The organism is Streptomyces sp. NPDC029139, assembly GCF_055564335.1.
In genome coordinates this window covers 368,926-394,122 of record NZ_JBVHWN010000003.1, presented here as the reverse complement: position 1 = coordinate 394,122, position 25,197 = coordinate 368,926, and the positions used below count along the sequence as shown (strand labels likewise).

General features: G+C 73.4%; 24 protein-coding genes and 1 pseudogene. 11 read left to right on the top strand and 14 right to left on the bottom strand.

The annotated features are described in order from the left end of the window. Nucleotides 1-173 precede the first annotated feature (173 nt). Nucleotides 174-1,316: an L-cysteine desulfhydrase Cds1 gene (gene cds1 / locus ACZ4VW_RS09695; RefSeq protein ID WP_467960305.1), complete on the top strand. Its 1,143-nt coding sequence runs from the start codon at nt 174-176 to the stop codon at nt 1,314-1,316. Here cds1 and ACZ4VW_RS09690 read toward each other — a convergent pair. From ACZ4VW_RS09690 to ACZ4VW_RS09680, 3 genes are read right to left on the bottom strand one after another with little or no spacing between them, the layout of a single operon-like run. Then, nucleotides 1,276-1,776 (bottom strand): SRPBCC family protein, encoded by a 501-nt coding sequence (locus tag ACZ4VW_RS09690; protein ID WP_467960303.1) that lies wholly within the window; start codon nt 1,774-1,776, stop codon nt 1,276-1,278. The two genes, cds1 and ACZ4VW_RS09690, sit on opposite strands and share 41 nt — an antisense overlap. A gap of 54 nt (nt 1,777-1,830) precedes the next feature. After that, nucleotides 1,831-2,268, bottom strand: coding sequence for an SRPBCC family protein (locus ACZ4VW_RS09685; protein ID WP_467960301.1), 438 nt, complete (start codon nt 2,266-2,268; stop codon nt 1,831-1,833). Next, the gene (locus ACZ4VW_RS09680) at nt 2,265-3,110 is read right to left on the bottom strand and encodes a DeoR/GlpR family DNA-binding transcription regulator (RefSeq protein WP_467960299.1); all 846 of its coding nucleotides are present in this window, start codon (nt 3,108-3,110) and stop codon (nt 2,265-2,267) included. Before ACZ4VW_RS09680 ends, ACZ4VW_RS09685 begins: the two co-directional genes overlap by 4 nt. 136 nt (nt 3,111-3,246) lie before the next feature. Between ACZ4VW_RS09680 and ACZ4VW_RS09675 the strand changes: the two genes are divergently transcribed. After that, the gene (locus ACZ4VW_RS09675; protein WP_467960297.1) at nt 3,247-5,898 is read left to right on the top strand and encodes a hypothetical protein; all 2,652 of its coding nucleotides are present in this window, start codon (nt 3,247-3,249) and stop codon (nt 5,896-5,898) included. Here ACZ4VW_RS09675 and ACZ4VW_RS09670 read toward each other — a convergent pair. From ACZ4VW_RS09670 to ACZ4VW_RS09655, 4 genes are all read right to left on the bottom strand, one after another. Then, complete coding sequence (locus ACZ4VW_RS09670) at nt 5,868-8,285, bottom strand: right-handed parallel beta-helix repeat-containing protein (RefSeq protein WP_467960295.1); 2,418 nt, start codon at nt 8,283-8,285, stop codon at nt 5,868-5,870. The two genes, ACZ4VW_RS09675 and ACZ4VW_RS09670, sit on opposite strands and share 31 nt — an antisense overlap. 82 nt (nt 8,286-8,367) lie before the next feature. Next, nucleotides 8,368-8,976 carry an Rv1733c family protein gene (locus tag ACZ4VW_RS09665; RefSeq protein ID WP_467960293.1) on the bottom strand — a complete coding sequence of 203 codons (609 nt, stop codon included), beginning with the start codon at nt 8,974-8,976 and terminating at the stop codon, nt 8,368-8,370. 210 nt (nt 8,977-9,186) lie between these two features. After that, nucleotides 9,187-10,011 carry an MOSC domain-containing protein gene (locus ACZ4VW_RS09660; RefSeq protein ID WP_467960291.1) on the bottom strand — a complete coding sequence of 275 codons (825 nt, stop codon included), beginning with the start codon at nt 10,009-10,011 and terminating at the stop codon, nt 9,187-9,189. A gap of 37 nt (nt 10,012-10,048) precedes the next feature. Continuing rightward, on the bottom strand, nt 10,049-10,525 hold the full coding sequence (locus ACZ4VW_RS09655; RefSeq protein ID WP_467960289.1) for a DUF6643 family protein: 477 nt from the start codon (nt 10,523-10,525) through the stop codon (nt 10,049-10,051). A 451-nt stretch (nt 10,526-10,976) separates the two neighbouring features. On the opposite strand from ACZ4VW_RS09655, the pseudogene ACZ4VW_RS09650 reads away from it, so the two are divergent. From ACZ4VW_RS09650 to ACZ4VW_RS09630, 5 genes and pseudogenes are all read left to right on the top strand, one after another. Continuing rightward, a pseudogene (locus tag ACZ4VW_RS09650) lies at nt 10,977-11,156 on the top strand (SAM-dependent methyltransferase); the annotation flags it as partial. Nucleotides 11,157-11,383: 227 nt separating this feature from the next. Continuing rightward, on the top strand, nt 11,384-11,815 hold the full coding sequence (locus tag ACZ4VW_RS09645) for a hypothetical protein (RefSeq protein ID WP_467960835.1): 432 nt from the start codon (nt 11,384-11,386) through the stop codon (nt 11,813-11,815). Between the two features lie 10 nt (nt 11,816-11,825). Then, nucleotides 11,826-13,823, top strand: a complete 1,998-nt coding sequence (locus tag ACZ4VW_RS09640) for an MFS transporter (protein ID WP_467960287.1) — start codon at nt 11,826-11,828, stop codon at nt 13,821-13,823. 224 nt (nt 13,824-14,047) lie between these two features. Beyond that, nucleotides 14,048-14,377, top strand: a complete 330-nt coding sequence (locus tag ACZ4VW_RS09635) for a hypothetical protein (RefSeq protein WP_467960285.1) — start codon at nt 14,048-14,050, stop codon at nt 14,375-14,377. A gap of 49 nt (nt 14,378-14,426) precedes the next feature. After that, nucleotides 14,427-14,888: an AAA family ATPase gene (locus ACZ4VW_RS09630; RefSeq protein WP_467960283.1), complete on the top strand. Its 462-nt coding sequence runs from the start codon at nt 14,427-14,429 to the stop codon at nt 14,886-14,888. A 155-nt stretch (nt 14,889-15,043) separates the two neighbouring features. Here the strand turns inward: ACZ4VW_RS09630 and ACZ4VW_RS09625 are convergent, their stop codons facing one another. Further along, on the bottom strand, nt 15,044-15,304 hold the full coding sequence (locus ACZ4VW_RS09625) for a GlsB/YeaQ/YmgE family stress response membrane protein (RefSeq protein ID WP_467960282.1): 261 nt from the start codon (nt 15,302-15,304) through the stop codon (nt 15,044-15,046). Nucleotides 15,305-15,430: 126 nt separating this feature from the next. Further along, on the bottom strand, nt 15,431-15,997 hold the full coding sequence (locus ACZ4VW_RS09620; RefSeq protein ID WP_467960280.1) for a phosphatase PAP2 family protein: 567 nt from the start codon (nt 15,995-15,997) through the stop codon (nt 15,431-15,433). A 172-nt stretch (nt 15,998-16,169) separates the two neighbouring features. On the opposite strand from ACZ4VW_RS09620, the gene ACZ4VW_RS09615 reads away from it, so the two are divergent. Both ACZ4VW_RS09615 and ACZ4VW_RS09610 read left to right on the top strand, forming a co-directional pair. Then, nucleotides 16,170-16,361 (top strand): hypothetical protein, encoded by a 192-nt coding sequence (locus ACZ4VW_RS09615; protein ID WP_467960278.1) that lies wholly within the window; start codon nt 16,170-16,172, stop codon nt 16,359-16,361. A 34-nt stretch (nt 16,362-16,395) separates the two neighbouring features. Beyond that, nucleotides 16,396-16,566, top strand: a complete 171-nt coding sequence (locus tag ACZ4VW_RS09610) for a hypothetical protein (RefSeq protein ID WP_467960276.1) — start codon at nt 16,396-16,398, stop codon at nt 16,564-16,566. A 141-nt stretch (nt 16,567-16,707) separates the two neighbouring features. Here the strand turns inward: ACZ4VW_RS09610 and ACZ4VW_RS09605 are convergent, their stop codons facing one another. From ACZ4VW_RS09605 to ACZ4VW_RS09585, 5 genes are all read right to left on the bottom strand, one after another. Beyond that, nucleotides 16,708-18,783: a PP2C family protein-serine/threonine phosphatase gene (locus tag ACZ4VW_RS09605; protein ID WP_467960806.1), complete on the bottom strand. Its 2,076-nt coding sequence runs from the start codon at nt 18,781-18,783 to the stop codon at nt 16,708-16,710. A 191-nt stretch (nt 18,784-18,974) separates the two neighbouring features. Continuing rightward, a complete protein-coding gene (locus ACZ4VW_RS09600) occupies nt 18,975-21,026 on the bottom strand; it encodes an ABC transporter permease (protein WP_467960274.1) in 2,052 nt (683 codons plus the stop codon). Between the two features lie 85 nt (nt 21,027-21,111). Beyond that, the gene (modA, locus tag ACZ4VW_RS09595) at nt 21,112-21,924 is read right to left on the bottom strand and encodes a molybdate ABC transporter substrate-binding protein (protein WP_467960272.1); all 813 of its coding nucleotides are present in this window, start codon (nt 21,922-21,924) and stop codon (nt 21,112-21,114) included. Nucleotides 21,925-22,015: 91 nt separating this feature from the next. After that, complete coding sequence (locus ACZ4VW_RS09590) at nt 22,016-22,411, bottom strand: TOBE domain-containing protein (RefSeq protein WP_467960270.1); 396 nt, start codon at nt 22,409-22,411, stop codon at nt 22,016-22,018. Nucleotides 22,412-22,510: 99 nt separating this feature from the next. After that, complete coding sequence (locus tag ACZ4VW_RS09585; RefSeq protein WP_467960268.1) at nt 22,511-23,692, bottom strand: GlxA family transcriptional regulator; 1,182 nt, start codon at nt 23,690-23,692, stop codon at nt 22,511-22,513. Between the two features lie 112 nt (nt 23,693-23,804). Here ACZ4VW_RS09585 and ACZ4VW_RS09580 point away from each other — a divergent pair, with 112 nt between their 5' ends. Both ACZ4VW_RS09580 and ACZ4VW_RS09575 read left to right on the top strand, forming a co-directional pair. Next, nucleotides 23,805-24,614 carry a dienelactone hydrolase family protein gene (locus ACZ4VW_RS09580; RefSeq protein ID WP_467960266.1) on the top strand — a complete coding sequence of 270 codons (810 nt, stop codon included), beginning with the start codon at nt 23,805-23,807 and terminating at the stop codon, nt 24,612-24,614. Between the two features lie 255 nt (nt 24,615-24,869). After that, nucleotides 24,870-25,124, top strand: coding sequence for a hypothetical protein (locus ACZ4VW_RS09575; RefSeq protein WP_467960265.1), 255 nt, complete (start codon nt 24,870-24,872; stop codon nt 25,122-25,124). Nucleotides 25,125-25,197 lie beyond the last annotated feature (73 nt).

Sequence of the window (25,197 nt, the reverse complement as noted above, 5' to 3'; positions counted from 1 at the left end):
CGCTCCGCCCCCTTCGCGTCGGTTGCTCACACCAGTGTGCCCGGCCGGGCGGCACCCACACCAGAGGCCCCCTGCAAGGGACTCCTATGGACTCCCAAAGCGATCGTTTGCGCAGGTGAGGGAGTTATTGTCACCAGTGGGGACCGTCGGGGGAAGGATGAGGAGAGGGACGCATGAGCACCACGGAGAACACGGCGTCGAGCGCCGCGCCACGGGCCGCGGCCACGATCGACGTCGACCGCAGTGACCCGGCGTACCGCGCCTGGCTCAAGGAGGCCGTCCGCAAGGTCCAGGCGGACGCCAACCGCTCCGCCGACACCCACCTGCTGCTCTTCCCCCTCCCGGAGAAGTGGGGCATCGACCTCTACCTCAAGGACGAGTCCACCCACCCCACCGGCAGTCTGAAGCACCGGCTCGCCCGTTCCCTCTTCCTCTACGGCCTGTGCAACGGCTGGATCAGGCCCGGCAAACCCGTCATCGAGGCGTCCAGCGGTTCGACGGCCGTCTCCGAGGCGTACTTCGCCAAGCTGATCGGGGTGCCGTTCATCGCCGTGATGCCCCGCACCACGAGCCCGGAGAAGTGCCGCCTGATCGAGTTCCACGGGGGACAGTGCCACTTCGTGGACGACTCGCGCACCATGTACGAGGAGTCCGCTGCCCTCGCCGAGCGGACCGGCGGGCACTACATGGACCAGTTCACCTACGCCGAGCGGGCCACCGACTGGCGGGGCAACAACAACATCGCCGAATCGATGTACCAGCAGCTGAGGCTGGAGCGCTATCCCGAGCCGGCCTGGATCGTCGCCACCGCCGGCACCGGCGGCACCTCCGCGACCATCGCGCGTTACGTGCACTACATGCAGCACGACACCCGTCTGTGTGTCGCCGACCCCGAGAACTCCTGCTTCTTCGACGGCTGGACGCACAACGACCCGCTCGCGACCGCCGACTGCGGCTCGCGCATCGAGGGCATCGGCCGGCCCCGTATGGAGCCGAGCTTCGTGCCCGGAGCCATCGACCGCATGATGAAGGTCCCGGACGCCGCCAGCATCGCCGCCGTGCGCGCCCTGGAGGCCGCGATCGGGCGCAAGGCCGGCGGGTCCACGGGCACGGGGCTGTGGAGTGCGCTGAAGATCGTCGCCGAGATGGTCGCGCAAGGTCGCACCGGCAGCGTCGTGACCCTGATCTGCGACCCGGGCGAGCGCTACCTCGACAAGTACTACTCCGACGCCTGGCTCGCCGCGCAGGGCCTGGACATCGCGCCCTACGCCGCCGCTATCGACCGGTTCCTGGAGACGGGTGCCTGGCCGGAGTGAGCCGCCGGTCCAGGCGGCGCATCGCGTCGTGGAAGGACCGTCCCACGCCCGGGCGGGCCAGGCGCAGGGCGAACAGGCACGGCCCGGGCCCGTCGACGGCCATCGTCCAGCGGACCCGGGTGCCCGGGCCGGCGGGGGAGAGGTCCCACGCCTCCAGCATGGCGCTCACGCCCGGTGCGTTGGTCTCGTCGATCCGGTAGGCGTAGCGGGTGTCCGGCTCGTCGGCCACGATCGTCTCCCGGAACACGATCCCGCCCCGAAGCCGGACCGTCCGGCCGGCGCCGTCCCCGGTCGGGGCGGCGGACGTCACCGCGGGGAACCAGGCGGGCATGGAGCCCAGCTCCACCGACAGCGAGCGGTGGACCGCGGCGGGCGGGGCCGCCAGATCGGCGGCGAACACCAGGCGGACGGGCGCGGACGTCGCGAAGTCGAGCTCCACGCGCCGGAGTCGGCGTGCCATGGACCGTACCTCCCGAGGGCGGGGCTGGGTCCGCACACGATAGCTGACGTTACGTCAGCTGCCCAGGAGTCCGTCCATCGCCCGCCCGAACAACTTCCGCCCGGCCAGGGCGAGTACGGGATCGAGTACGCCCGGCACGCCTCGAACCCGCAGCTCCTCGACCCACACCGCGCGCGAACCGCCGTCCGGCGTCCCGTACACCCGGATCTCGGCCCGGCCGAGCACCACGCGGCCCCGCTTCTCCAGCCGGCAGGTGCCGGGCCGCCCGGGCGCCGGAGGCTCCCAGCCGACGATCTCCATCGGGTCGTCGAAGGCGAGCCGTCCGATGCCGGTACGGGCCACGAAGAGGGTGCCCGGGCCCGTCGGTCCGGGGGAGAGCATCCGGGTCCTCGTCAGCGGTACCAGACGGCCGTGCGCGCGGAAGTCGGTGAGCCGCCGCCACACCTCCTCGGCCGCGAGGGGCGACGAGCGCTCGACACGGAAGACGCTCACTCCTCGTCGCCCTCGCCCTCGTCCTCGCCCGCCACCACCAGGCCCGGCAGCGCCTCCGCCATCTCCTCGCGGGTCCGCGGCGACAGGCCCGCGTCCGTCACCAGCGTGTCCACCTCGTCGAGCCGGGCGAACGAACTCAGGCCCACCGTGCCCCACTTGGTGTGATCGGCGACCACCACCACCCGGCGGGCGGAGCGCATCAGACGCCGGTTCGTCTCCGCCTCGGCCAGATTCGGCGTCGAGAGCCCCGCCTCCACCGAGATCCCGTGCACCCCGAGGAACAGCACGTCGAAGTGGAGCGAGCGGATCGCCTGGTCGGCCACCGGCCCCACCAGCGCGTCCGACGGGGTCCGCACCCCGCCCGTGAGCACCACGGTCGCCGCGCCGGGCCGGGCCTCGCCGCTCGCCGAACCGGCGTGGTGCGCCGTGTGGAAGACGTCGGCGACCCGCACCGAATTGGTCACCACCGTCAGGTCCGGAACGTCGAGGAGCCGGCTCGCGAGGGCGAAGGTCGTCGTACCGCCCGACAACGCGATCGCCGAGCCGGGCACGACCATCCGCGCCGCCGTCCGGGCGATGTCCTCCTTCGCGCCCAGCTCGAGCGCGGACTTGGCCTCGAACCCCGGTTCGTGCGAACTCGTCTCCACCACCGGTACCGCGCCGCCGTGCACCTTCTCGACGACGCCCTGGCGGGCCAGCGCGTCGAGGTCCCGGCGGACGGTCATGTCCGAGACGTTCAGCCGACGTGTCAGCTCGTTGACGCGTACACCGCCACGTCGCCGTACCTCGTCCAGAATCAGGGCGCGCCGCTGCTCCGCCAGGAGATTCTGATGGTCGCTCACCACCGGGGGCCGGTCCTTCCGAAGGGGACAGGGGGATTGCCGTCGGATTCGGTGAGAGACCGTGCGCCCGAGCACGCCCTTCCGCGATCCTGTTGCTTGTCGTCGAATCCTCCCACCCAGAGAGCGAGACACCGAAGTGCCCCCTGCCACACCTGCCCCGAAGAGCGGAGGCGCGGCCCTCGAGCTCCTCGTCCACGGTGTCGGCGGAGCCACGCCGCAGGACATGCTGGGCGACCCCCGCACGGTCCGCGTCACCGGCGACACGACCGCCGCCATGCACCGTCGCGCCGACGACCTCGACGCGGAGGACCACCCCGAGCGCTACGCCGAACGGCCGGTCCCCGAGGCGTACTGCTGGTCCAATCTCACCTCCGGCAACGGCGCCCGCGCCCTGTGGCTGCTGCTCCTGCCCTTCATGGTCGCCAACCTCGCCCACTGGATGCGCCCGCCGGCCAAGGGGCGTCCCCGCCTCGTCCGGCTGTACGGGGTGCTGGTCCGGCTCGTCGCCCTGACCCTGACCGTGCTGCTCACCGCGGCCGCCTGCGAGGTCGCGCTCGACCTGACGGCCTGGCAGTGCGCCGGATCGGCCGTCTGCGCCGAGGACCGGTCCTGGCTCGGCTTCGTCTCCGCCGAGCGCGGCGGCTGGTGGTCCCAGCCGGGCCGCCGCCTCGCGCTCGCCGCCACGGTCCCGGCCGCCCTCGTGGGGCTGCTCTGGTACCTCTCCAACCGGACCTGGAGCGCGTACGAGGCCCAGCGCCCGCCGACGGGGTACGACGACGCGCACGCGGAACCGGCGGGGAAGGAGCCCGGCGCGGCGTTCTTCGAGGAAACCGACCCGGCCGAGAGCGACCCGGCCCGAACCGGCCTGGCGGAGAGCGACCCGCTCCGAACCGGCTCGGCCGAGAGAGACCCGGCCCGACCCGGCCCGGCCGGCATCGACTCCGAGGAGAGCGACCTCGTCGTGTGCGGGCCGGCCCGATGCGAGCCGGCCGGAGCCGAGCCCGCGAAGACGGCCGACGCCGTGAGCGCCGACTCCTCCGGCCCCGGCGAACTCCGCCCCGCGCTCGGCCGGGCCGGCTTCTGGTACGGCCGCCGGCTCGTCGCCCGCCTGCGCGCCGCCCACACCGCCGCGGGCTTCCTCACCGTCGCGGCGGCCCTCACCGGAGCCGCCGCCCGCCACGACCGGCACGCGTCCGGCGTACTCCTCGAAGTCCTCGCCTGGACCCTCCAGGCCGCCCTGGTCGTCCTCGCCGTCGTCGTCGTCTGGGTCGTCTGCCGACGCGGGCGCAGCGAGAACTGCCTCGACCTGCGGCTCGAACGGGCTCTGGTCACCTGGCTACCGGGCGCCTCCCTCGTCCTGCTCGCCCTGGCCGTTCTCCATGCCGGCTGGTCCCGGCCCGACTGGCGCTCCGCCGGCACCCTGCCCGGCGACGCCACCTTCGGCGTCCTGACCCTGGCGCAGGGCGGACTCGTCGTCGCCCTCGGCCTGGTCGCCCTCCTCCTGCACCACCCCCGCCGCGAGCAGCGCACCGCCCTCTTCGGCCTCGGCGGTCCCGCCGTCGCGATGCTCGGCTGCGCACTGGGAGGAGTGATGTCCGGCGGTGTCGCCCAGCGCGTCGCCGACTGGCTGGACGGGCCCGGCACCCCCGGCATGGGCGCGGGCTCTCCCGTCGCCCCACCGGTGCTGCTGAGCTGGCAGGCATCCGTCATCCCCGTCCTGCTCCTGATGCTGCTCGCCCCGGTCCTCTTCCTCGCCCTGCGGACCGCGCGCGCCGTCCGTCGCCTCGGGCCCGTCGTCGAGGCCGAGTACGGCGCCGAGGTCCCCGACCCGGTCCGTACCGGGCGGATCGCCGCCGGCCGGGCGACGGCCCGACTCACCGACGCCGCCCCCGGCCTCGTCGGGATCGTCTCCGGCGCCACGCTGCTGCTCGGCGCCGGTTCCGTCGCCGGCGCCTGGGTCAGCGGGAGCGTTCCCGGCCGGGCCTTCGACGGAGCCCACCCCGCGATCGAGTCGGCCGCCGACACGGCCCAGTCCCTCGGCTCCTGGATGATCGGCTTCGGCTTCCTGCTCTTCGTCACCTGGGGCCGCCGCGCCTACAAGGACCACTCGGCCCGCCGCACCATCGGCATCCTCTGGGACGTCGGCACCTTCTGGCCCCGCGCGGCGCACCCCTTCGCCCCGCCGTGCTACGCCGAACGCGCGGTGCCCGACCTCACCTGGCGCATGTGCTCCTGGACCCGGCGCACCGGCGGCCGGCTCGTCATCTCCGGTCACTCCCAGGGCAGCGTGCTGGCCGCCGCGGCCGTCTGGCAGCTGCCGCCGGCGACCCGCGGGCGGGTGGCGCTGCTGACCTACGGATCCCCGCTGGAGCGGCTCTACGGCCGCTGGTTCCCCGCCTACTTCGGCCCCGAGTTCCTGCGCGACCTGCACCGCACGGTCAACTGCTGGAGCAACCTCTACCGGGCCACCGACCCGATAGGCGGACCCGTACACGTGCCCGCCGAGGGAGCCAAGCCGGCCGTCGACCGTGCCGTACTGCTCGATCCGCTCGTCTACGGACGCACCCACGAGCACCCGCTGCCGGAGCCGATCCTGGGCCACTCCGACTACCAGGCCGACCCGGTGTTCGCCGCCGAACGGTCCATGCTCCTCGACCGTTTGCCGCCGGCCCTGCCCAGCCAGCGCGACGGCGAAGCCGACGTGGCGGCTCCGGCGGTCACCCTCCCGGGCCACGGCGCCGCGGACGTGCCTCCGGCTCAGGGCAGTTCGGGCAGGTCCTCGGGATAGAGCAGGGTCAGGTCGTCCGTGCTCGCCTCGGTGAGCCCGGCGACCCGTCCGGCGTGCCGCTCCACCATCGACTCGAACGTCTGCCGCGCGGTACGGCCGTTGCCGAACGCCGGACCCTTCGGCAGCTCGGTGAAGTACTTCCGCAGCGCCTCGTCCGTGCCGGGGGCGAGCCGGTACTCGTGCTCGTCGGCCTGCTGCTCCACGATCCGCAGCAGCTCGTCCGGTACGTAGTCGCTGAAGCTGATCGTCCGTGAGAAGCGGGAGGCGACACCGGGGTTGACCGTCAGAAAGCGTTCCATCTCCGCCGTGTAGCCCGCGACGATCACCACGACGGCGTCCCGGTGGTCCTCCATCAGCTTCACGAGCGTGTCGATCGCCTCGCGCCCGAAGTCCCGGCCGGAGTCCTCCGGCGACAGCGCGTACGCCTCGTCGACGAACAGCACCCCGCCGCGCGCCCGGTCGAAGGCCTCCTGCGTCCGGATCGCCGTCGAGCCGATGTGCTCGCCGACCAGGTCGACCCGCGAGACCTCGACCAGGTGTCCGCGCTCCAGGACGCCCAGCGAGGCCAGGATCTCGCCGTAGAGCCGGGCGACCGTCGTCTTGCCCGTGCCCGGGTTCCCGGTGAAGACCAGATGGCGGCGCACGGAGGCGGCCTTCAGACCGGCCTCCTGCCGTCTGCGCCCGACCTCGATCATGTTGGTGAGCGTGCGCACCTCGTGCTTGACGCTCTCCAGGCCCACCAGCGCGTCCAGTTCCCCGAGCACGTCGTGCGAGGAGCGCGCCTCGGACACCGGCTCGGGCACGGGCGCGGCCACCGGCGGCGCGGCGGCGCGCGACGCGGGAACGGTGCCGAGCAACCCCGCCGGCCGGGTCGCCGTCAGCACGGTCCCGTCCGTGGCCGGGGCCGGAGCCGTCCGCACCCCGCTCTCGTCACTCGTGCAGTCCTCCGCCACCGGACCCTCGTCGGGGAACTCGTACCCCCCGCGTGCGCAGCGCTCCGTACGGCACTTGCGCAGGGTCGTCCGGCAGCCGTCCATCACGTGGAAGCCGTAACCGCCGCTCCCGGTCACCCGGCAGTTGTCGAAGGAACCACGTCCCTCGGCGGAGACGTAGAACCCGGCCTCGGCCGGGGATGTGACCGTGCACCGCTCGATCGTCGGATCGGCGCCCTTGGTCACGATCACGCCCGTCTGCACGGCGTCGATGGTGCAGCCGCCGAGCGTGCCGCCACTGCCGTGGTCCCGGAACCAGGCGCCCGTGGACGCCTCCCGGATCCGGCAGTCGTCGAGCTGCGCGGTCGCCCCGTCGCTCACCGACACGGCCGTGTTCCGCACCTGCGACAGATCACTGTCGACGACGTCCGCGCGCGAGCCGCGGTCGAGGACGAACAGCGCGTCCGGCACGTCGTGCACCCGGCACGCGTCGAGGACGGCGGTCGCCCCGTCGCTGATCCAGACCGCCGGGTAGTCGCCCGTACTGTCGTGGATCTCGCACTGGTTGGCGTCCACCCGGGTGCCCGGGTCCCACACCGAGAGCCCGTTGCGCCCGAAGCGGCGCACCGTGGAACGCGTCAGGGTCAGCACGGAGCGCGAGCGCAGGTCGATCGCGTTCTCGGGGATGTCGTGGATGTCGCAGTCGGAGAGCGTGAGGACCGCGTCCGTGTCGAGCGTGATGCCGTCCGCCGAGGTGCGGTGCACCGAGGAGTCCGTCAGATGCGCGGTCGCGCGGGCCGCGATCTGCAGCCCGGCGCCCTTGATCTCGTAGATCTCGCAGCCGATGCCCTCCAGGCCGCTGCCCTCGCCGTTGACGGTGATGCCGGCCCCGGAGGTGTGGTGGACCCGGCAGCGCTCCAGACGTGGATGGGCGCCGCCGCGCACGGAGATCCCGGACTGCCCGGCCGAGACGATCTCGCACTCCTCGAACACCCCGCCCGCGCCGTCGAGTACGGCGATGCCGACGCCCGCCGGGTTGTCGACCGTGCAGCGCCGGACGGTGGGGCGGGCGGCTCCGCGGACCTCGAGCCCGGCGGCCGAACGGGTCACGATCCGCAGATCGAGCAGTTCCGGCGTGCCGTCCTCGACGAGCAGCGCCGGAGCGGCGGTGTCCTGTCCCTCCACGTGCAGGTCCTGGACGGTCGCGGACGCCCGGACCGTCAGCGGAACGCCGTCCACGGGGGCGATCCGGACGGAGCCGACCCCGCCCTCGGCGCCGCGCAGGGTGACGGCGCGCTGGATGACGAGGTTCTCCCGGTAGGTGCCGGGCGCGACGGTGAGGACGTCGCCGTCCGCCGCCGCCTCCAGGGCTGCGGCGAGGGAGGCGTACTCACCCGTGCGGCGCCGCCACCGCGATGTGCCGGTGTGCGTCACCTGGACCGTGCCCTGTGCCATGGGTGTGCTCTGCCCCCGCCTCATGCGTCGCTGCTCATCCGATGCCCCACCGTAGCGCGCGCGGCGGGGCGGGGTTGACGGGTCAGCTGCCCGCGCCGGTGCGCCCCCAGTCGGGACCCGCCTTGGCCCACGCGCGGTCGAGGCGCTCGTACCGCCGATGCACCAGCCGTCGTACGACCAGCCGCCTGGCCGACTCGACGAAGACACCGGCCAGGGCCGCCGTGAGCAGCCCGACGACGAGTGCGTGGGCGTGCGCTGTCTCCGGCCGCATCGGCGCGGGGACCGGGCGCCCGCCGTGGTCCGTCCAGATGCGGAAGGTGTCACCCGGGTCGGTCCGTTCACGCCGCGTGGCCACCGTACCGGTGCGCGCCGTGCCGTCCGGCGCCGTCCAGCGGGCCACGACCGAGCGGCGGAGCGGCTGTTCGCCCGGGGAGTCGGGGCTCGTCAGTCCCGGCGCCGGGGTGTCGGCGAGCCGGACGACCCGGGCGGTCGTGGGCTGCCGCGACCAGTGCTGGGTCTCGACCGCGCGCTGGAGGGAGGCGTCGGTGCGCGCACAGGAGATCCAGCCGGCCGCCGGCGCGGCGAGGACGAGCAGCACCACGGCCGTGAGCGCGACCCAGGCCTCGATCAGGTCCGTGGTCCGGCGCAGGGGATTGTGCCGCCAGCGCCAGACTCCGATGGCCTCTCGCACGCCTCCGCACCCCCTCGTCGTCCGTGGCTCTCTCAACGAGTCTGCCCCGGGGGAGGGTTCCCCGCGCGTCGGGGCGCGCAGGCGACGCGACGTTCCTCGACGGGATCTCGACCTCGGTCGCGGGATTCCGATGCTCCGTCGCGTGATCCGCACTCGGTCGAGGATCCGCACCTCGGTCGAGGACTCGGACCTCAGCCGAGGATCTTGACCTCAGCCCAGGATCTTGACCTCGTCCCCCACCCGGATGGTGCCGGTGTGCTCGGGAACGAGGTTCTGGCCGAAGATCAGCCGACTGCCGTCCTTGCGGTGCAGGGCGAGCGTGCGCAGCGGCTCCTTGCCGCGCTCGGCGGTCGCCTGGTCGGTGGTGGTCACGACACAGCGGCCGCAGGACCGGGCGACGCGGAAGGTGACCTCCCCGATGGCCAGCCGGGTCCAGTCGTCCTCGGCCCAGGGCGCGGTTCCGTCGACGACCACGTTCGGGCGGAAGCGGTTCATCGGCAGCGGGCCCTCGTCGGCGTGATCCCCCTGGGCGATGAGCGAGTTGAGGGCGTCGAGGGAGGCGGTGGTGGTCACCAGGAGCGGGAAGCCGTCGGCGAAGCTCACCGTCTCGCCCGGCAGCGCGTACGCGGGGGCGATCGGACGGCGGCGCGCCGGCTCGTCCATGTGGACGAGCCGCACCTCCGTCTCCAGATACTCGCTGAACCACGCGTCGGCCGCCGGACCGGCCGGAACCGCCTCCACCGGAGTCTCGAAGACCTCCACCCGGATCGTGGACGACGGCTGCGGCACCGCGACCGACAGCGCCCGCCGGCCGGCGGCGGATACCCTGATGCCGCCGTCCGGCAGTGGTTCAGCCGAGGCCAGCGCCATCAGCGGATGACGGCGCTGGGTCACGACCTTGCCCGAGGAGTCCACGACGGTCCAGCGACGGTCGCCAGCCAGTCCCCATGGCTGGACCTCCGCCTCGGCGGGCGCGTACCCACGCATCGCCTTGACCGGGTGGACATGGACGGAACGCAGCTGAGCAATCGACATGTCGTCATCCTGCCAGCCGCTCCGTCCGGAGAGAGCGTCAGTACCCCTGCCCCTGGTACGGACGGTTGTAGGGGTCCTGGTACGGCGCGGGCGCCGGGGCGGGCCGTGCGGCCGCCGGGCGCATCGCCTCGTAACCGGTGGCCGCCGGCCGCTGCGGCTGCTGGGGCTGGACGCCCGGGTAGCCGCGCGGGCCGACGGGCTGCTGCGGGATGTACGGCGCCGGGGCGTGCTGCAGCGGCACGGGGGCCATCTGCTGCTGCATCGGCTGCGGATAGCCGTACGCGCCGCCTCCGCTGTAGGCGGGGGCGGGATGGCTGGGTGCCGCCGGGAGGGCGGGCAGGGCCGCGGGCAGCGCCGGCAGGTAGCTGTTGCCGGTGTCGTACGCGGAAGGCACTCGGATCGGGGCGATCTGAGGCGTGCCCCGCTCCGCGACCAGGGAGTCGTAGATGGGGGTGTCGGGGAACGACGGCGCGGTGTAGTAACCGCCTCCGTAGGTGGAGCGGGGGGAGGTCATGGCACATAAGTTAAGCCCACGATGTGCTGGTTGGGGAGCCCCAATCTCGGGGGTATCCGTTTTACGCTGGTTTTGTCCTGCTGAGCTGCCAAAACATCGTTAAAGACGCCGTTAACGGAGGGCTTTTCCGATGCGGTGTCCATAGTTAACGAGAAGTGTTGGCCGGGCTACAAAGCGCGACATCCGGAGGGGCGCTCGGCAGGACGGGGAGCCTCGGCCGTGGCGGCGGGGCCCGCCGGACCGCCGGGAGATCGCCGCAGGCGGCGTCGGTGCGCCGGGTCGCGCGCGGCCGAAGCGGAGGATCGTGCGGCAGCGTTCCGCCCGGTTCTCCGGCGAGTCATGAGTGCGAGCCCTATCCGCCGAAGTCCCTTACCGGGGAGGGCGTTCAGGGAGTTGCCGCGGATGATCACCGAAATCCTATTCCGGCGCACCGCGCCACTAAGCCGCGCCGATGGAACCCGTCACCGGTGTGCCCGAGACTCCCGCCCGCTCCGCGGAACCGGCCCGGGTGAACGACTGCGACAGTTTTGCCGAGGCGTACGCGGCGGAGAACCAGCACGACCTCGTGAACGCGTCCTACGAGCGGTCCGCGATGCCGGCCCTCGCCGGAGACGTGACCGGCCGCCGGCTTCCGTCCGTCCACCATGAGGGAGCCGCAGCCGGCGGGCTCGGGCGCGTGACGGACGGATCCCCGACGACGCCGGGGGCCGGCAGGTCCGTAAGGGTGGCCCGCCCCCGCTCCTCGCGGCCCGCCAGACCCGTCCGGCCTCCGTCACGCCGCAACAGGCAACCCGTACCGGCGCCTTGGACACGTGCTCTACCGTGGGTGCGCCGTCGTCTTTCCAGGGGGATCGTCACATGGCCAAGGACGAGATCGAGCACATCCGCACGGAACGGCCGCCCGCGTCCGTCGTTGCTCACGCCGCCCAGAGCGGCCTGGGCGACTGGATCGATACGCTCGCGACGAAGCAGGGCTTCGGGTGGAGGAAGTGGCGGGACCGGAGGCCCTACTTCTTCAAGGGCGGGCTGATCGTGACGGCGCCGGACGGCCATACCGCCACGTACGACTGGAGGACCGTACGCGTCCTGCGGTACCGCCGCACCATCAACGGCGGCGCCGCGGAGGCGTGTTCGACGCTCACCGCATTCGGTCTCTCGGACGGCTCGTTGTTCTTCAACGGCTCCCAGCGGAGGTCGACGGCCCCGGCGTACGCGAAGGCGTTCGAGACACCCGACCGCGACCTCTTCACGAAGCTGTGCCGCCGTCTGAGCCCGAACCTGAAGGGCTGACCCCGCCACCGTGGAACAGCTGACGGGGCAGGACCCCACGCACATCGGCCCGTACCGTCTGATCGCCCGCCTCGGCGCGGGCGGGATGGGCCTGGTCTACCTGGGCCGTTCCGACCTGGGGCGCACGGTCGCCGTCAAGGTCGTCCAGGCCGAACACGCCCAGCACGCCGAGTTCCGCAGGCGGTTCGCCCGCGAGGTGGCCGCCGCCCGGCGGGTGGGCGGAGCATGGACGGCCGACGTCCTGGACGCCGACACCGAGGCCGCCGTGCCGTGGGTGGCGACCCAGTACATCCCGGGGCCCGACCTGACCACCGTCGTGGCCCAGGACTTCGGGCCCCTGCCGGAGCAGTCGGTCCGTACCCTCGCCAACCGCCTCGCCCTCGCCCTGCGGGCCGTGCACGAAGCGGGCCTGATCCACCGGGACCTCAAGCCGTCCAACGTCCTGGTCACCGTGGACGGCCCCCGCGTCATCGACTTCGGCATCGCGCGGGCCATGGACGGCCTGGCCGGTGACAGCCTGCACACCCGCACCGGCATGCTGATCGGCTCGCCCGGCTTCATGTCGCCGGAACAGGCGCGCGGCCTCGAACTCACCCCGGCGTCCGACGTGTTCTGCCTGGGCGCGCTCCTCGTCTACGCCGCCACCGGACGCCTCCTCTTCGGCGCCACGGACACCGGGCTGAACGCCCACCTCTTCCGGATCGCGGAGGAGGAGGCGGACCTGACCGGCGTACCGGACTCGCTCGTCGAGCTCGTCCGCGCATGCCTGGACAAGGACCCGGCCAAGCGGCCCACCCCTCAGGACGTGGTCGCGCGTACGGCGAGCGACGAGGCCGGTGAGTGGCTGCCGGGGGCGGTCCTGGCCCAGCTCGGCCGCCGTGCCGCCCATCTGCTGGACTATGCCCCCGCCGCCCCCGCCGCCCCCGCCGCCCCCGCCGCCCCCGCCGATCCACCAGCCGCCCGGCCGGACCCTCGCCTCCACCCCGCACAGCCGCTGCCCCCGGCGCCGGCGTACGCCCCGACGGCCTCCGGGGGCGCCGTGGCCGCACCCGTCCTCGGTGCGCCCCCGGGCCCGCCACCGGGTGCGTGGGGCGCACCCCCGGCACCGGCCCACCCGGCGGACCCGGCGCCGGAAGCACCTCTTCCCAGGCGCTGGTGGGGCCTGCCGGCGCTCGCTCTGGCTCAGTGGGTCGTGCTGGTCGACGCGGTGTTCTCCCCCAGCGCTCTGGTGCGGCGGGGCGCGTACCACGACCTGGGGATCGCCGTCTACGGCTTGAAGCTGACGTCCACCGTCTACCTGGACGTGCTGCCCGTCGTCTACGCGCTCGCCTTCGCCGGGCTGCTGCTGTTCGGCTCCCGCGTCACCGACCTCGTCGGGCGCAAGCGGACGCTGGTGATCTGTCTTGCCGGCTTCGCGGTGGCCGCAGCGGTCGGCGGCCTGGCGCCCTCCTTCGGCACCTTGGCCGTGGCACGCGCCCTGCAGGGTGCCTTCGCCGCGCTGATCTCGTCGTCCGCGCCGGCCCTCGTGTCCGTCTCCTTCACCGACCCGCGGGAACGCCGCAAGGCGTTCGGGGTGTACGTCGCCGTCGCGGGCAGCGGCCCGGCGCTCGGCATGCTGGCGGTCCTGGTCCCCATGGACCTGCTGGCCTGGAGGGATTGCCTGCTCGTCATGCTTCTCTTCGCCGTTCTCGCCGTGATCGGAACGGCGGTGCTGGTGCACGACCGGCCGGGCCGCGGCGGCGTCCGCTTCGACGGGCGTGGCGTGCTGCTCGGCGCTGCCGGGGTCGTCGGCATCAGCGGGGCCGTTCCGCACTTCTCGGCCCAACAGCTTCTGCCGCCGGCCGCCGGCGTGCTGCTCGTGGCCTTCGTGTGGTGGCAGACCAGGAGTGCCGGCCCGCTCGCCTCGCGGTCCGGCATCAGAACCCACGCACCCGTCGGGCACTTCGTCGCGGCGGCCCTCGCCGCGGTCGGTGCCTACGCGCTGCTCGTGGCCATGGGCTACTACTAGCTCGCCCGGCATGGGGCCGGCAGGAAGCTCCTCCGAAGACCGACAGACCAGGACGTTCCCGCTCCGGGGCGTGCCGACCACCGCCGGAGAGCCGCCGTCGCGGAAGCGCCTGGCCGTCATGCCTGCGCGTCGACTGGTTGGAAGCGCTGCTCTCCGTCACACTCGGTCAACTGCCCAGTGCGGTACACACGTCCCCTTCGGAACACCCGGTCGTGAGGTAGATCGTGCTCATCAGTTACATCATCGAGAACGACGCGCTGCGCGTGAAACTCCTTCGCGACCTCGACGTCACGACCCGAGCCGCCGCAGCCCTGCAGATCGAGGCCCTCGTCTTCGCCCACCGCCCGGGCCGGGTGGTCGTCGAACTCGCCACGGCGACACCGTCGCCGGCGTCGCTGAGCGCACTCGCCCGGACCCGCCGGATGTGCCAGAGCCTGGGCATCCCGCTCGCCGCCACGGGCGCGGGAGCACCCAGCTGGGCGCCTCACGAGCCCGTCGGCGCGGCACCGGAGGCGGCACCTGAGGCGGAGGCCGAAGCGCTGCGGGGCCCATGACCCGCTCCGGGGGTCGAGCGGGTCCCGGCCGGCGTGGCATCGTGGCGGCATGGCGACGGGAAGGGATGTGGCCGTGCTCGTCGGGCTCCAGGCGTCCGGAAAGTCGACGTTCTACGGGCGATGCCTGGCCGACCGGTACGCGCTCGTCAGCAAGGACCGGTTTCCGCGGGGCGCCCGGGACAAGCAGGGGCGGCAGATGCGGCTGGTGGCCGAGGCCCTGGAGGCGGGTCTGTCGGTGGCGGTCGACAACACCAATCCGTCACCGGAGGAATGGCGGCCGCTCGTGGAACTCGGCCACGCCCATGGCGCGTCCGTGACGGCGTACTGGTTCCCGCCCGACGTGGCGGGCTCGCTGCGGCGCAACGCCGCCCGGCAAGGCCGGGACCGCGTTCCGGACGTCGGGGTCCTCGCCACGCTGAAGCGGCTGCGCAGGCCCTCGCCGGCGGATGGGTTCGACGCGGTGCGCGAGGTGCGGTTCGACGGCCGCGGTGGTTTCGAGGTACGGGCCTGACCCCCGGTCCGCGGCCCGCGACCGGAACGGCCTACGGCCCGGAACGTGCGACGGCGCGGAACGGCCTACGGCCCGGAACAGGCGACGGCCGGAACAGACAAGCACAGTACGGGCTGTGCCGGCTGTTCCGGCCGAACTCCTGGCGGAGGCGAGCATCAGGCGTGCCGTCGGGCCCACAGGGGAGTGACGAAGGCGATGAGGACCGCCGCGATACCGATCTGGAAGACGTGGCGGATCCAGTCGATGCCGCCGGTGTCGCGCACACCGAAGGCGGTGGCGAGTGCGTTGCCGCCGACGGCGCCGAGGATGCCGAGGAGGACCGTCATCCACAGGGGGATGGGCTGGCGGCCAGGGATGATCAGCTTCGCCAGCAGGCCGATGACGAGTCCGGCGATGATGGCCCAGAGGAACGACACGACAACTCCTTTTGTTCGCTGTCCCGACCTTCGGGTTCCTTTCGCGTGCCCGCCGGAAGCGGCTGTAAGCCCCCTCAGGCGAGGCCGACTCCGCCTCCACGAGATCGCGTCCCGGTCCGACGCGGTTCAGCCGATGCCGGCCTTCCTCAGCGCGTGGCGCAGGAGGAGGCGGGGCGACCGACGGACCAGCAGCCCCGACGCGAGGCCGATGGCGGCGCCCGCGGCCACGTCGCTGGGATAGTGCGCGCCCGAGTGCACCCGCTCCACGGCGATGGTCAGGGCCGGTGCGGCGCAGACCACCGCCGCCTCCGGCCAGGTACCGGCGACGGCGACGGTGAAGCCGACGGCGGCCGCGGTGTGCCCGGAGGGGAAGGAGGAACTGTCCGGTCGCTCCGGCACGTCACGATGGGGGAGAAGGTCCTCGGGCGGACGGCGGCGTTCGTACAGCGGCTTGCACACCCCGTTGGACACCAGCTCCGCCACCGCCATGCCGCCGATCCCCGCGGCGGCCGCGGTCCGGCCCCGGCCGCCACCGACGGCGGCCATGACCGCTGCCACGGCCCACCACAGCTTCGTGTGCTCCGCCGCGGTTCGTGCGGCCGGCAGGACCCGGCGCGCCACGGGCGAACTCCAGCGCGCCACCCGCCGGGTGAGGCGCCGGTCCGCTTCTTCCCACTCCGTCACGTCGGTCATGACCGTCGACTTTCCGCTCGGACCGTGTCCACACCCGCCCCGTATGGCGTAGGGCGACTGCCCCGGACGTGTGCTCGCAGAACGCCCGATACGGACGTTTCGTATGGAGCTGCACGGTTACCCGAATGATCGACACGCTTTGCCGAACGCCCGGAGGGAAGGAGCAGCGTCGATGTCGAATCCGCAGCAGCCCGAGATGCGGCGCAGTGACAAGGGGGCCGGCACCCCGCAGGACAGCCAGGCCCGCAAGGCGGCACAGCCGACCGAGAGCGGTGGCCGCGCCCACGGCACGGACCGCGGGCACAAGGGCGGCGGGAAGGGTGGCGGCACGCCTCCCGAGCAGCAGCCCGATCACCCGGCCTGAGCCCGCCCGCTCGCCCGTCACCCAAGGAGAATTCGTGACCGTTCCCGAGGAGAACCGCCCCAAGACGACGTCGACCGACGACGTCATCCGGACGCATGACGAAGGGGTACGCACTCCGCAGGACAAGGGCGCCACCGGGCGCACCCTGCGCGAGGCGATGGAGGAAGCCGGGCTCCGCCCGGATGACATGCGGGACGAAGCCTGACACCTGGCGACGCCCCCGCCCGGACGACAGCGTCGGGGCGGGGGCGTCGGCGCGTCCGGCGTCGCGCGGCGGCGTCCGGCACCGGACCGCGACCGGCACCGATCGCGATCCGGGGCGATGACCGGCGCCGACGGCGGATGTTCAGCGGGTGCGGAGCAGGAGCAGGGCGATGTCGTCGGTGTAGGTGCCATGGGGGAAGGCGTGCTGCACGAGGCTGTCGGCCAGGTCGTCGAGCGGTCGGTCGGCGCTGCTGGTGAGGTGGTCGGCGAGGTCGGCGATGGACTGGGTGAGGTCCGCGCCCGGATGCTCCACGAGGCCGTCCGTGTAGAGCGCCAGGAGCGATCCCGTGGGCAGCGGCGCCCTGGTGACCGGATAGACGCTCTCGACGCCCAGGCCGATGCCGAGCAGGGGACCCGGCTCCACTTCCAGTACACGGGCCTCCGCCGTGGGCCCCGGTCCCAGGAGGAGGGGCGGAGGGTGTCCGGCGCTGGCGAGGTGGAGGCGTCGGGCGACGAGGTCGATGTGGACGTAGAGACAGGAGACGAACAGGTCGGTCTCCAGGTCCAGCAGGACGCGGTTGGTGCGGGCCAGCACCTCACCCGGTGCCGCCCCCGCCGTGGCGTGGACGGCCGTACGGACCTGGCCCATGAGGGCGGCGGCGGAGATGTTGTGACCCTGTACGTCTCCGATGACGGCGGCGGCGCTGCTGTCGCCGAGGCGGATCAGGTCGTAGAAGTCGCCGCCGATGTCCATGCCATGGGCGGCCGGGAGGTACCGGGCGGCGACCGCGAGGCGCGGGACATGAGGCAGGGTCACCGGCAGCAGGGCTTGCTGCAGACCGTTGGCGAGGTCGTGCTTGGCGTCGTACAGGAGCGCGCGGTCCACGGCCTGGGCGATCAGCCCGCCCAGCGAGACGAGGACGGCGCGCTCGCTCGCGCTGAAGGGGTGGGGGTGGTCGTACGACAGGACACAGCAGCCGACCCGGCGGTCGGAGACGAGCAGCGGCAGGAAGGCCCACGCCTGTTTGGTGCTGAGCTGGGGTGCCCGGGGGTAGGCGCGGGCCATGTCCTCAGGGTCGGGGAAGAAGGCGGGGGTTCCGCTCTGGAGCACGTGCCCGGCCGGGGTGAGGCCGGTGTCCAGCGGCAGTCCGTCCAGGCGGGCGATGTTGCGCGGGTCGTAGCCCCGGTGGCCGGTGATCTTCAGGCGGCCGGCCTCGGCGACGGAGACGACCATGCCCTGGGCGCCGAAGGCGGGCAGGATCTGGTCGGCCACCACATTGACCACGTCGGCCACGGTGACGGTCTGGCTCAGGGCGGCCGCGAGGTGGATCAGCTGGTGGATGCGCCCTGTGCCGGCGCCCTCGTGCGCCGCGGTCAGGGGCGTGGTGATGCGGGGTGGCGGGGCGCCGGAGGGATCTCGGTCGCGGTTGGGGGAGATCAGAACGCTGATGCCGCTGTCCGTCGGGTACATCCGGATGTCGAGCCACTGGTCGGGTGGGCGCAGCGCGGTGTAGGCGACGGGCTCCCGGCTGAAGACGGCGGTGCGGTAGTGGTCCTCGTGGACCGGGTCGTCGAGCCAGGGAACGGCCTGCCAGGGCAGGGTGCCGAGGAGACGGTCGGTGGTGCCGCCGATCAGCTGGGCGGCGGCCTCGTTGAGGTAGGTGATGCGCCCTTCCAGGTCGAGGCTGAGGGCGCCCACGGGCAGCCGCTGGACCAGGTCGGCGGCGGCGAGCGCCGTCTGCGCCGGATCGGGGTCGGGACGGCGCAGCGGTACGGTCCGGGGCCTGTCCGGAATGATCCAGGGGACCGGTGACCGGGCCAGGGCCTGGGTGATGCGCCGGGCGCTGGACAGGATGTGCCCGCGTTCGCGACGGGTGAGGGACGGCGGATGACCCGCGGACCACACCAGCGCCAGTACGCCCCAGCGGCGCCCGTCGTGCAGGGGCGCGAAGGCGAGCGCGCACTGGTACGGGATGCCTGCGGCGGCGTTCGGATACAGGCGGGCCATGTCCTCCTGCCGCCCCACCCACACCAGACGGTCCTCGCGCGCCGCCTCCGACAGGGGGCCCGCGGCGGACACCGCCACGCGCCACCACGGTGCCGCCGCGATGGCCGGCACCCCGCACACCGCCGCGAGGCCGAGCACCGGCTCGGTCGCCGACAACAGGTACACGCCTCCGGCGAAGGCTCCCGTGCGGCGCACCGTGGCGCTGAGCATCTCGTCCAGGAACGCCTCGCCGCCCGGCCCGTCATCACTGACATCTCTCACATATCGACACTATGCCGAGTCGTTGACGAGTGGCACGCGCGCGGGGCTGATCACGCGGCGACCACCCGGCGAGGACGCGCTTCCCCGGGCGCCCTCTCGCTCGCGAGCCGACGCGTCGGAGGGCTTCGCGAGCGGACGCGTCACAGCGCCACGATCGTCGCCTCGGTCGCCTTGACGCTGGTCCAGACGGCCACCCCGTCCGCGAGACCGAGTTCCGCCGCGGCCTGCGGCGTGATCTCGGCGACGAGGTCGGGCGTGTGCTCGAAGGTGACCAGCACGCGGAGCCGGCTGCCGCTCGCCGTGATCTCGCGTACGGTGCCGGGCCAGACGTTGCGGGGGCTGCCGGTCGGCCGGTCGCGGTGTACGGAGACGGCCTCGGGTGCGATGACCGCGAGGGCCTCCGTGCCGGGCGGGAGCGGATCGGCGGTGACGAGGGTGCCGCCGTGGGTGAGCGCGAGTCCGTCGGCGGTGGCGGTGCCGGGCCAGGCGTTGCGGCCGAGCATGCGGGCGACCCAGGGCGAGCGCGGATGGCGGGTGACCTCGGTGGGGGAGGCGTCCTGGATCGCGCGGCCCTCGTCGAGGACGAGGACGCGGTCGGCCAGGGAGACGGCCTCGACGGGGTCGTGGGTGACGATGAGGCAGACGCCGCCGAAGCCCTGGAGGTGCGTGCGCAGGGTGTGGCGGACGTGGGCGCGGGTGGTCTGGTCGAGGGCGGCGAGCGGTTCGTCGAGGACGAGGAGCCGCGGGCGGGCGGCGAGCGCTCGTGCCAGGGCGACCCGCTGGGCCTGACCGCCCGAGAGCTGGGCCGGGCGCCGTCGTGCGAGATGGCCGACGCCGAGCCGGTCGAGCCACTCCTGCGCGGTGCGGCGGGCCTCGGCTCGGGGGATGCCTTGCACACGGAGCCCGTACGCGGTGTTGGCGAGCGCGGACATGTGCGGGAAGAGGGCGCCGTCCTGGGGCACCCAGGCGACGCGGCGGCGGTGCGGGGCGAGTCCGGTGACGTCGGTGTCACCGAGCCGCAGCGTGGCGTGGGCGCGAGGGGTGAGGCCCAGGAGGGCGCGCAGCAGCGTGGTCTTGCCGGCGCCGTTGGGTCCGACGACGGCGATGGTGGTGCCCGGCTCGGCGTCCAGGGTGAGCCGGGTGAAGCCGGTGACTGTGGCGTGCAGGGACCAGCGGCCGGCGGAGGGGGCGTCGGCCGACGCCGGTGAGGAGGCGGTTTCCACCGGAACCGTGTCCGCAGGGCCGGTCCGCGCCGGACCCGTGCCCCCCGTGCCCGTGTCCGCAGGGCCGGTCCGCGCCGGACCCGTGCCCCCCGTGCCCGTGTCCGCGGGGCCGGTCCCCGCCGGACCCGTGTCCGCAGGCGCGTCGGGACGGCGTGCGCGGTCGGCCGGTGCCCCCGTCCAGCGGCCCCGAAGGGCGATGAGAACGCCCATGGCGATGACGAGCAGCAGCAGGGAGACCGAGGTGGCGGCCTCCGGCTGGTCCTGGAGGAGCAGGTACACCTGGAGCGGCAGGGTCTGGGTGGTGCCGGGCAGGTTCCCGGCGAAGGTGATGGTCGCGCCGAACTCACCGAGCGCCCGCGCCCAGGTGAGGGCGGCGCCCGCGACCAGGCCGGGGGCGACCATCGGCAGGGTGACGGTGAAGAAGACCCGTACCGGCGAGGCACCGAGCGAGGCGGCGGTCTCCTCGTACCGCGGCCGCAGGCCGCCCAGCGCGCCCTCCAGGCTGATCACCAGGAACGGCATGGCGACGAAGGTCGCGGCGAGCACCGCGCCCGAGGTGTGGAAGGGCAGGGTGATGCCGAAGGTGGAGTCCAGCCACGGGCCGAGGATTCCCCGCCGGCCGAAGGCGAGGAGCAGCGCAACGCCGCCGACCGTCGGCGGAAGGACCATCGGCAGCAGCACCAGGGAGCGGACGAACGCCTTTCCCCGGAACGGCACCCGAGCCAGCAGCCAGGCCAGCGGCACACCGAGCAGCAGCGACAGGCCGAGCGCCCAGAAGGACACCACCAGCGACAGCTTCAGCGCCTCGACCGTGCCCGGTGAACCGAGGTGCGTGGCCAGCTCGCCCCACTCGGTCCGTACGAGGATGCCCACCAGCGGCAGGGTGAGGAGGGCGACGGCCAGGAGGGCGGGGACGGCCAGGGCGAGAGGCGCGCGGGTGCCGGGCGTACGTACGCCTGCTCGTTTCATCGTGGATCCCGACGACATGAGGTGAGAGGGGGCTGCCAGCGGCCCCCGGGACGGACAGCCTCGCCATCTGAGCGATCCGGACCGGTCACGGCTTCTGGAAGCCGGCGTCCCGCAGGATCTTCTGCGCCTCCGGCGAGGAGAGCCAGGCGACGAACGCGGCCGCGGCCGCGGCGTTCTCGGAGTCCTTCAGCGTAGCGGCCGGATACTGCGCGACGGCGTTCTGCGCGTCCGGGATGTCGACGGCGTCGACCTTCTCCGCGGCGCCCGCGGCGTCGGTCTTGTAGACGAGTCCGGCGTCGGCCTCGCCGAGTTCGACCTTGCTCAGGACGGCACGGACGTTGGGCTCCTGGGAGACCGGCCGCACCGTGATCCTCTGGGCGTCGAGGATCTTCTGGCTGTACTTGCCGGCCGGGACCTCGGGCGCGGCGAGAACGACCTTGAGCCGGCGGTCCGCGAGGTCCGCGAGCTCGTCGATCTTGTGAGGGTTGCCCTCGCCGGTGGCGATGACCAGGCGGTTCTTGGCGATGATCGCCGGGGTGCCGGTATCGGCCCGCACCTTGTCCATGCTCTTGGTGTCGGCGGTGACCAGGACGTCGGCGGGGGAGCCCTGGGCGACCTGGGCGACGAGCTCCTGGGAGCCGGCGAAGGAGAAGGTGATCTTCGTGCCGGGACGGGCCTTCTCGTACGCGGCCCCGGCCGTCTTGAAGACATCGGTGAGAGACGCGGCGGCGAGCACGGTGAGCTTCGCCCGGGCGGCGGTGCTCGCGGCTCCGGGGGCCGTCGACCCACCGGTGTCCTTGGTGCCGTCCTTGCCGCAGGCGGCGAGCGGGACGAGGAGGGCGGCGGTGAGGACGGCAGCGGCGGCGCGACGTCCGTTCACGGCGCGGGTGAGAGACATGGCGTACGAACTCCTCGGGAGCGGACGGACGATGCATGCGGGAGCGGGAAGACGGCGGCGTCGCGGCCGCTCCCGCCCGTACGGCGTGAGATCAGGTGCGGTCGATGTGCACGCTGGTCGACTTCACGCGGGCGGTGGCCTGCATGCCGACTTCCAGTCCCAGCTCCTCCACGGCCTCCCGGGTGAGGAGGGAGACGAGGCGGTGCGGCCCGGCCTGGATCTCGACCTGGGCCGCGACGTCGCCGAGCTTGATCGCGGTGACGATGCCCGGGAAGGCGTTGCGGGCCGAGGTGTACGACACCTCCTCGTCACCGCCCCCGTCCCGCGCGAGCTCCACGGAGAACGCGGCCAGGGCCTGGCCTTCGATGAGCCGGCGACCGCTCTCGTCGCGGTGGGTCGCGACCCGGCCCGCGTCCGCCCAGCGCCGTGCGGTGTCGGGGCTGACACCGAGAAGACGCGCGGCCTGACCGATGGTGTAGGACTGCATGTGCGCCACGTTAAGGCTGTCAGGCTCGCATCTGCAACAAGTCTGTAGGTCTGCCCATCGCGGATGAGAGGCCGCTTGGAGGAAGCGACGAAGGAGGGGCTACAGGGCGGGACCGCCCGGGGGCGGGCCTCCCGTGCCCGGGTCCCGGTTCGTGCGGCGGAACGCGGACCGGTAGGTCTGCGGGCGGTGTCCGGTGTGGCGGGCGAAGAGGGCGGCGAACGTGCCGGGATCCTGATAGCCCACGGCCGCGGCGACGGCGGCGACCGTGCGATCGGTGGTCTCCAGAAGATGCCGGGCGCGGCGGACCCGGGTGGCCTGCAGATGGGCCAGCGGACTGCGTCCGGTCTCCGCGGCGAAGCGGCGCAGCAGCGTGCGCGTGCTGACCCGGAAGGCGTCCGCGAGCGCGGTGAGGTCGTACCGCTCGGCGAGGTTCTGATCGAGCCGCCGCATGACCCGCTGGGAGAACTCCCGGCCGGGCTGGGGGAGGAGCCGTGCGTCGACGTACGGGCTCTGAGAGGCCCGCACGTCGTCGAGGAGCGCCACCCGGGCGGTGCTCCGGGCCACCCGGGCGCCGTCGTGCCGGCGGATCAGGTCCAGCGCGAAGTCGTACATGGCGCTGAAGGCCGCCGTGGTCGTCACCCCCGCGTCGGTGACGACCAGATGCTCGGGCCGCACGTCGGCGTCCGGGCAGCGCCTGGCCAGGTCGCCGGCGTGCAGCCAGGAGGTGGTGGCCCGGCGCCCGTCGAGGAGCCCCGCCGCACCGAGCAGAAACGCGCCGACGCAGAGGGAGACGACCGCGGTGCCGGCGGCGGCCTGCGCGCGGACCGCCGCGATCTCGGGGGCGAGGCGGGCGAGCCGCGCGTCGAGGTCCGAGGCCGGGTGCAGCTCGAAGCCGGGTACCACGAGCACGTCGACCTCGCGCAACGGACGTACGTCCAGACTCGCGCCGCCCGATGCGGTGACCCGGCGGCGGGGCGAGACGATCGACACCTGGTAGCCGGGGGCGTCCGGTCCGGCGACGTGCCCCGCCATCGTCAACAGGTCGGGCACGCCGAACACTTCGGACGCGAAGCAGCCCGGGTACGCCAGCACTCCCACCCGCAGCGCACCCGCACCGGCCCCCGCGCCCTCGCCGGTCTGCCTCGCCCCCGCGTTCCGTCCCGAACCCGCGCCCTCGCCGGTCTGGCGGGCGCCGGCCAGCGCGCCCGCCCCGGTCCCCTCGCCGGTCTGCCGCGCACTCGTCCCCGCGCTCCGTCCCGCACCGGCCTCCCGCTCCGCCATGGCTCCCCCACCCCTGGTGTTCCCGGCCCGTGTCCCGCGGATGGCGAGATTACCCCCGGCCTTGGCGATCCCGCCCCTCAGCCGACGGCCGGGCCCGCGCCAGGCTGGCCGCATGAGCGACGACGATCCGATCACCGACTTCAGCCGCCGGACCCTGGCCGTGGAAGAGGTGGAGAAGACGGTGTACGTGGCCGGGGCCGGGCCCGCGGTCGTGGTGCTGCCCGAGATGCCGGGCATCAGCCCCGATGTCCTGCGGCTCGCGCGCTGGGTGCGGGACGCGGGCTTCACCGTCCATGTGCCCTCCCTGTTCGGGACGGACGGTGCCTGGCCCACGGTCGAGGGCGGCCGGGAGGTGGTCCGCCGTGCCTGTGTCAGCGCGGAGTTCCGCGCCTTCGCCGGGGGCGGCACCAGCCCCGTGACGGTCTGGCTGCGCGGTCTGGCACGGCAGGCCCACGCCGTGTGCGGTGGGCCCGGCGTGGGCGCGATCGGCCTGTGCTTCACCGGCAACTTCGCCCTCACCATGGCCCTGGAGCCGGCGGTGATCGCCCCGGTGGTCAACCACCCGTCGCTGCCGCTCGACGACCCCGGCGGACTCGAACTCGACACGGCGGACGCCCACGCGGTGCGCGACCGGCTCCACCGCGACGGACTCACCGTCCTCGCCTACCGCTTCGAGGGCGACCGCTGGTGCACCGGCCAGCGCTTCGCCGCCTACCGCGCCCTGCTCGGCGACGCCTTCGACGGGCGCGTCCTCCCGGCGGCCGCCGCCAACCCGTCCCCGCCGCCCTTCTTCGCCGAACTGGTCGGTACTCCGCACAGTGTCGTCACCGCCCACCTCGTGGACGAGGCGGGCCATCCCACGGTCAAGGCCCGCGACGAGATCGTCGCCTTCCTCACCGACCGCCTGCGCACAGGCGGTTGACCGCGATCTCTTCGCTGGGGGCAACCGTTCAACCGTTCGTGTGCCGGTGCCCCCAGGCCCCCCGGGGCCCGCCCCCGTCCCGTTCCTGGAGCATCGGAACAGCGCCGGCAGCAGAACCCCCGTACCGCGGAGAACCGGGGGAGCCTCCTCGACGTCTTTCGGCATGAGGTGCCTCCCCCACGCGCTCGCGGACGGGGACGGCTGTTCCGCGCGTCCGGGCGGAAGTCCGGCGGCGAGAAACCTTTGGGGGACATCATGAGCACCGAAGAGGACCACGACGCCCGCAACGTCCGCGAGGCCCGCGACGCCCGCAACGCCCGCGAGGCCCGCGAGGCCCGCGAGGCCCGCGAGGCCCGCGAGGCTCGTGCCGAGGAAGTCCGTCGCCGACTGGACAAGTACTGGGGGATCGGTGTCACGATCGCCCTGGTCGCCTTCGCTCTCTTCCTGATCTCCATCTATGAAGACCCTGGCCCGGTCTGCGGCACCGGCCAGGACAAGGGCCCCTGCTGACGCGCCTGCTGAGGCGCCTGCTGTCGCGCCGCCGCGGAGAGTGCGGCCTGCGGTGCGACGGCAGGACGAGGAC

Bases quoted from the DNA above. Each gene is read 5' to 3' on its own strand.
- cds1 (WP_467960305.1), top strand. From the start codon at position 174: ATGAGCACCACGGAGAACACGGCGTCGAGCGCCGCGCCACGGGCCGCG.
- ACZ4VW_RS09690 (WP_467960303.1), bottom strand. From the start codon at position 1,776: ATGGCACGCCGACTCCGGCGCGTGGAGCTCGACTTCGCGACGTCCGCG.
- ACZ4VW_RS09670 (WP_467960295.1), bottom strand. From the start codon at position 8,285: ATGGCACAGGGCACGGTCCAGGTGACGCACACCGGCACATCGCGGTGG.
- ACZ4VW_RS09660 (WP_467960291.1), bottom strand. From the start codon at position 10,011: ATGTCGATTGCTCAGCTGCGTTCCGTCCATGTCCACCCGGTCAAGGCG.
- ACZ4VW_RS09655 (WP_467960289.1), bottom strand. From the start codon at position 10,525: ATGACCTCCCCCCGCTCCACCTACGGAGGCGGTTACTACACCGCGCCG.
- ACZ4VW_RS09645 (WP_467960835.1), top strand. From the start codon at position 11,384: ATGGCCAAGGACGAGATCGAGCACATCCGCACGGAACGGCCGCCCGCG.
- ACZ4VW_RS09630 (WP_467960283.1), top strand. From the start codon at position 14,427: ATGGCGACGGGAAGGGATGTGGCCGTGCTCGTCGGGCTCCAGGCGTCC.
- ACZ4VW_RS09620 (WP_467960280.1), bottom strand. From the start codon at position 15,997: ATGACCGACGTGACGGAGTGGGAAGAAGCGGACCGGCGCCTCACCCGG.
- ACZ4VW_RS09615 (WP_467960278.1), top strand. From the start codon at position 16,170: ATGTCGAATCCGCAGCAGCCCGAGATGCGGCGCAGTGACAAGGGGGCC.
- ACZ4VW_RS09605 (WP_467960806.1), bottom strand. From the start codon at position 18,783: ATGCTCAGCGCCACGGTGCGCCGCACGGGAGCCTTCGCCGGAGGCGTG.
- ACZ4VW_RS09600 (WP_467960274.1), bottom strand. From the start codon at position 21,026: ATGAAACGAGCAGGCGTACGTACGCCCGGCACCCGCGCGCCTCTCGCC.
- modA (WP_467960272.1), bottom strand. From the start codon at position 21,924: ATGTCTCTCACCCGCGCCGTGAACGGACGTCGCGCCGCCGCTGCCGTC.
- ACZ4VW_RS09590 (WP_467960270.1), bottom strand. From the start codon at position 22,411: ATGCAGTCCTACACCATCGGTCAGGCCGCGCGTCTTCTCGGTGTCAGC.
- ACZ4VW_RS09585 (WP_467960268.1), bottom strand. From the start codon at position 23,692: ATGGCGGAGCGGGAGGCCGGTGCGGGACGGAGCGCGGGGACGAGTGCG.
- ACZ4VW_RS09580 (WP_467960266.1), top strand. From the start codon at position 23,805: ATGAGCGACGACGATCCGATCACCGACTTCAGCCGCCGGACCCTGGCC.
- ACZ4VW_RS09575 (WP_467960265.1), top strand. From the start codon at position 24,870: ATGAGCACCGAAGAGGACCACGACGCCCGCAACGTCCGCGAGGCCCGC.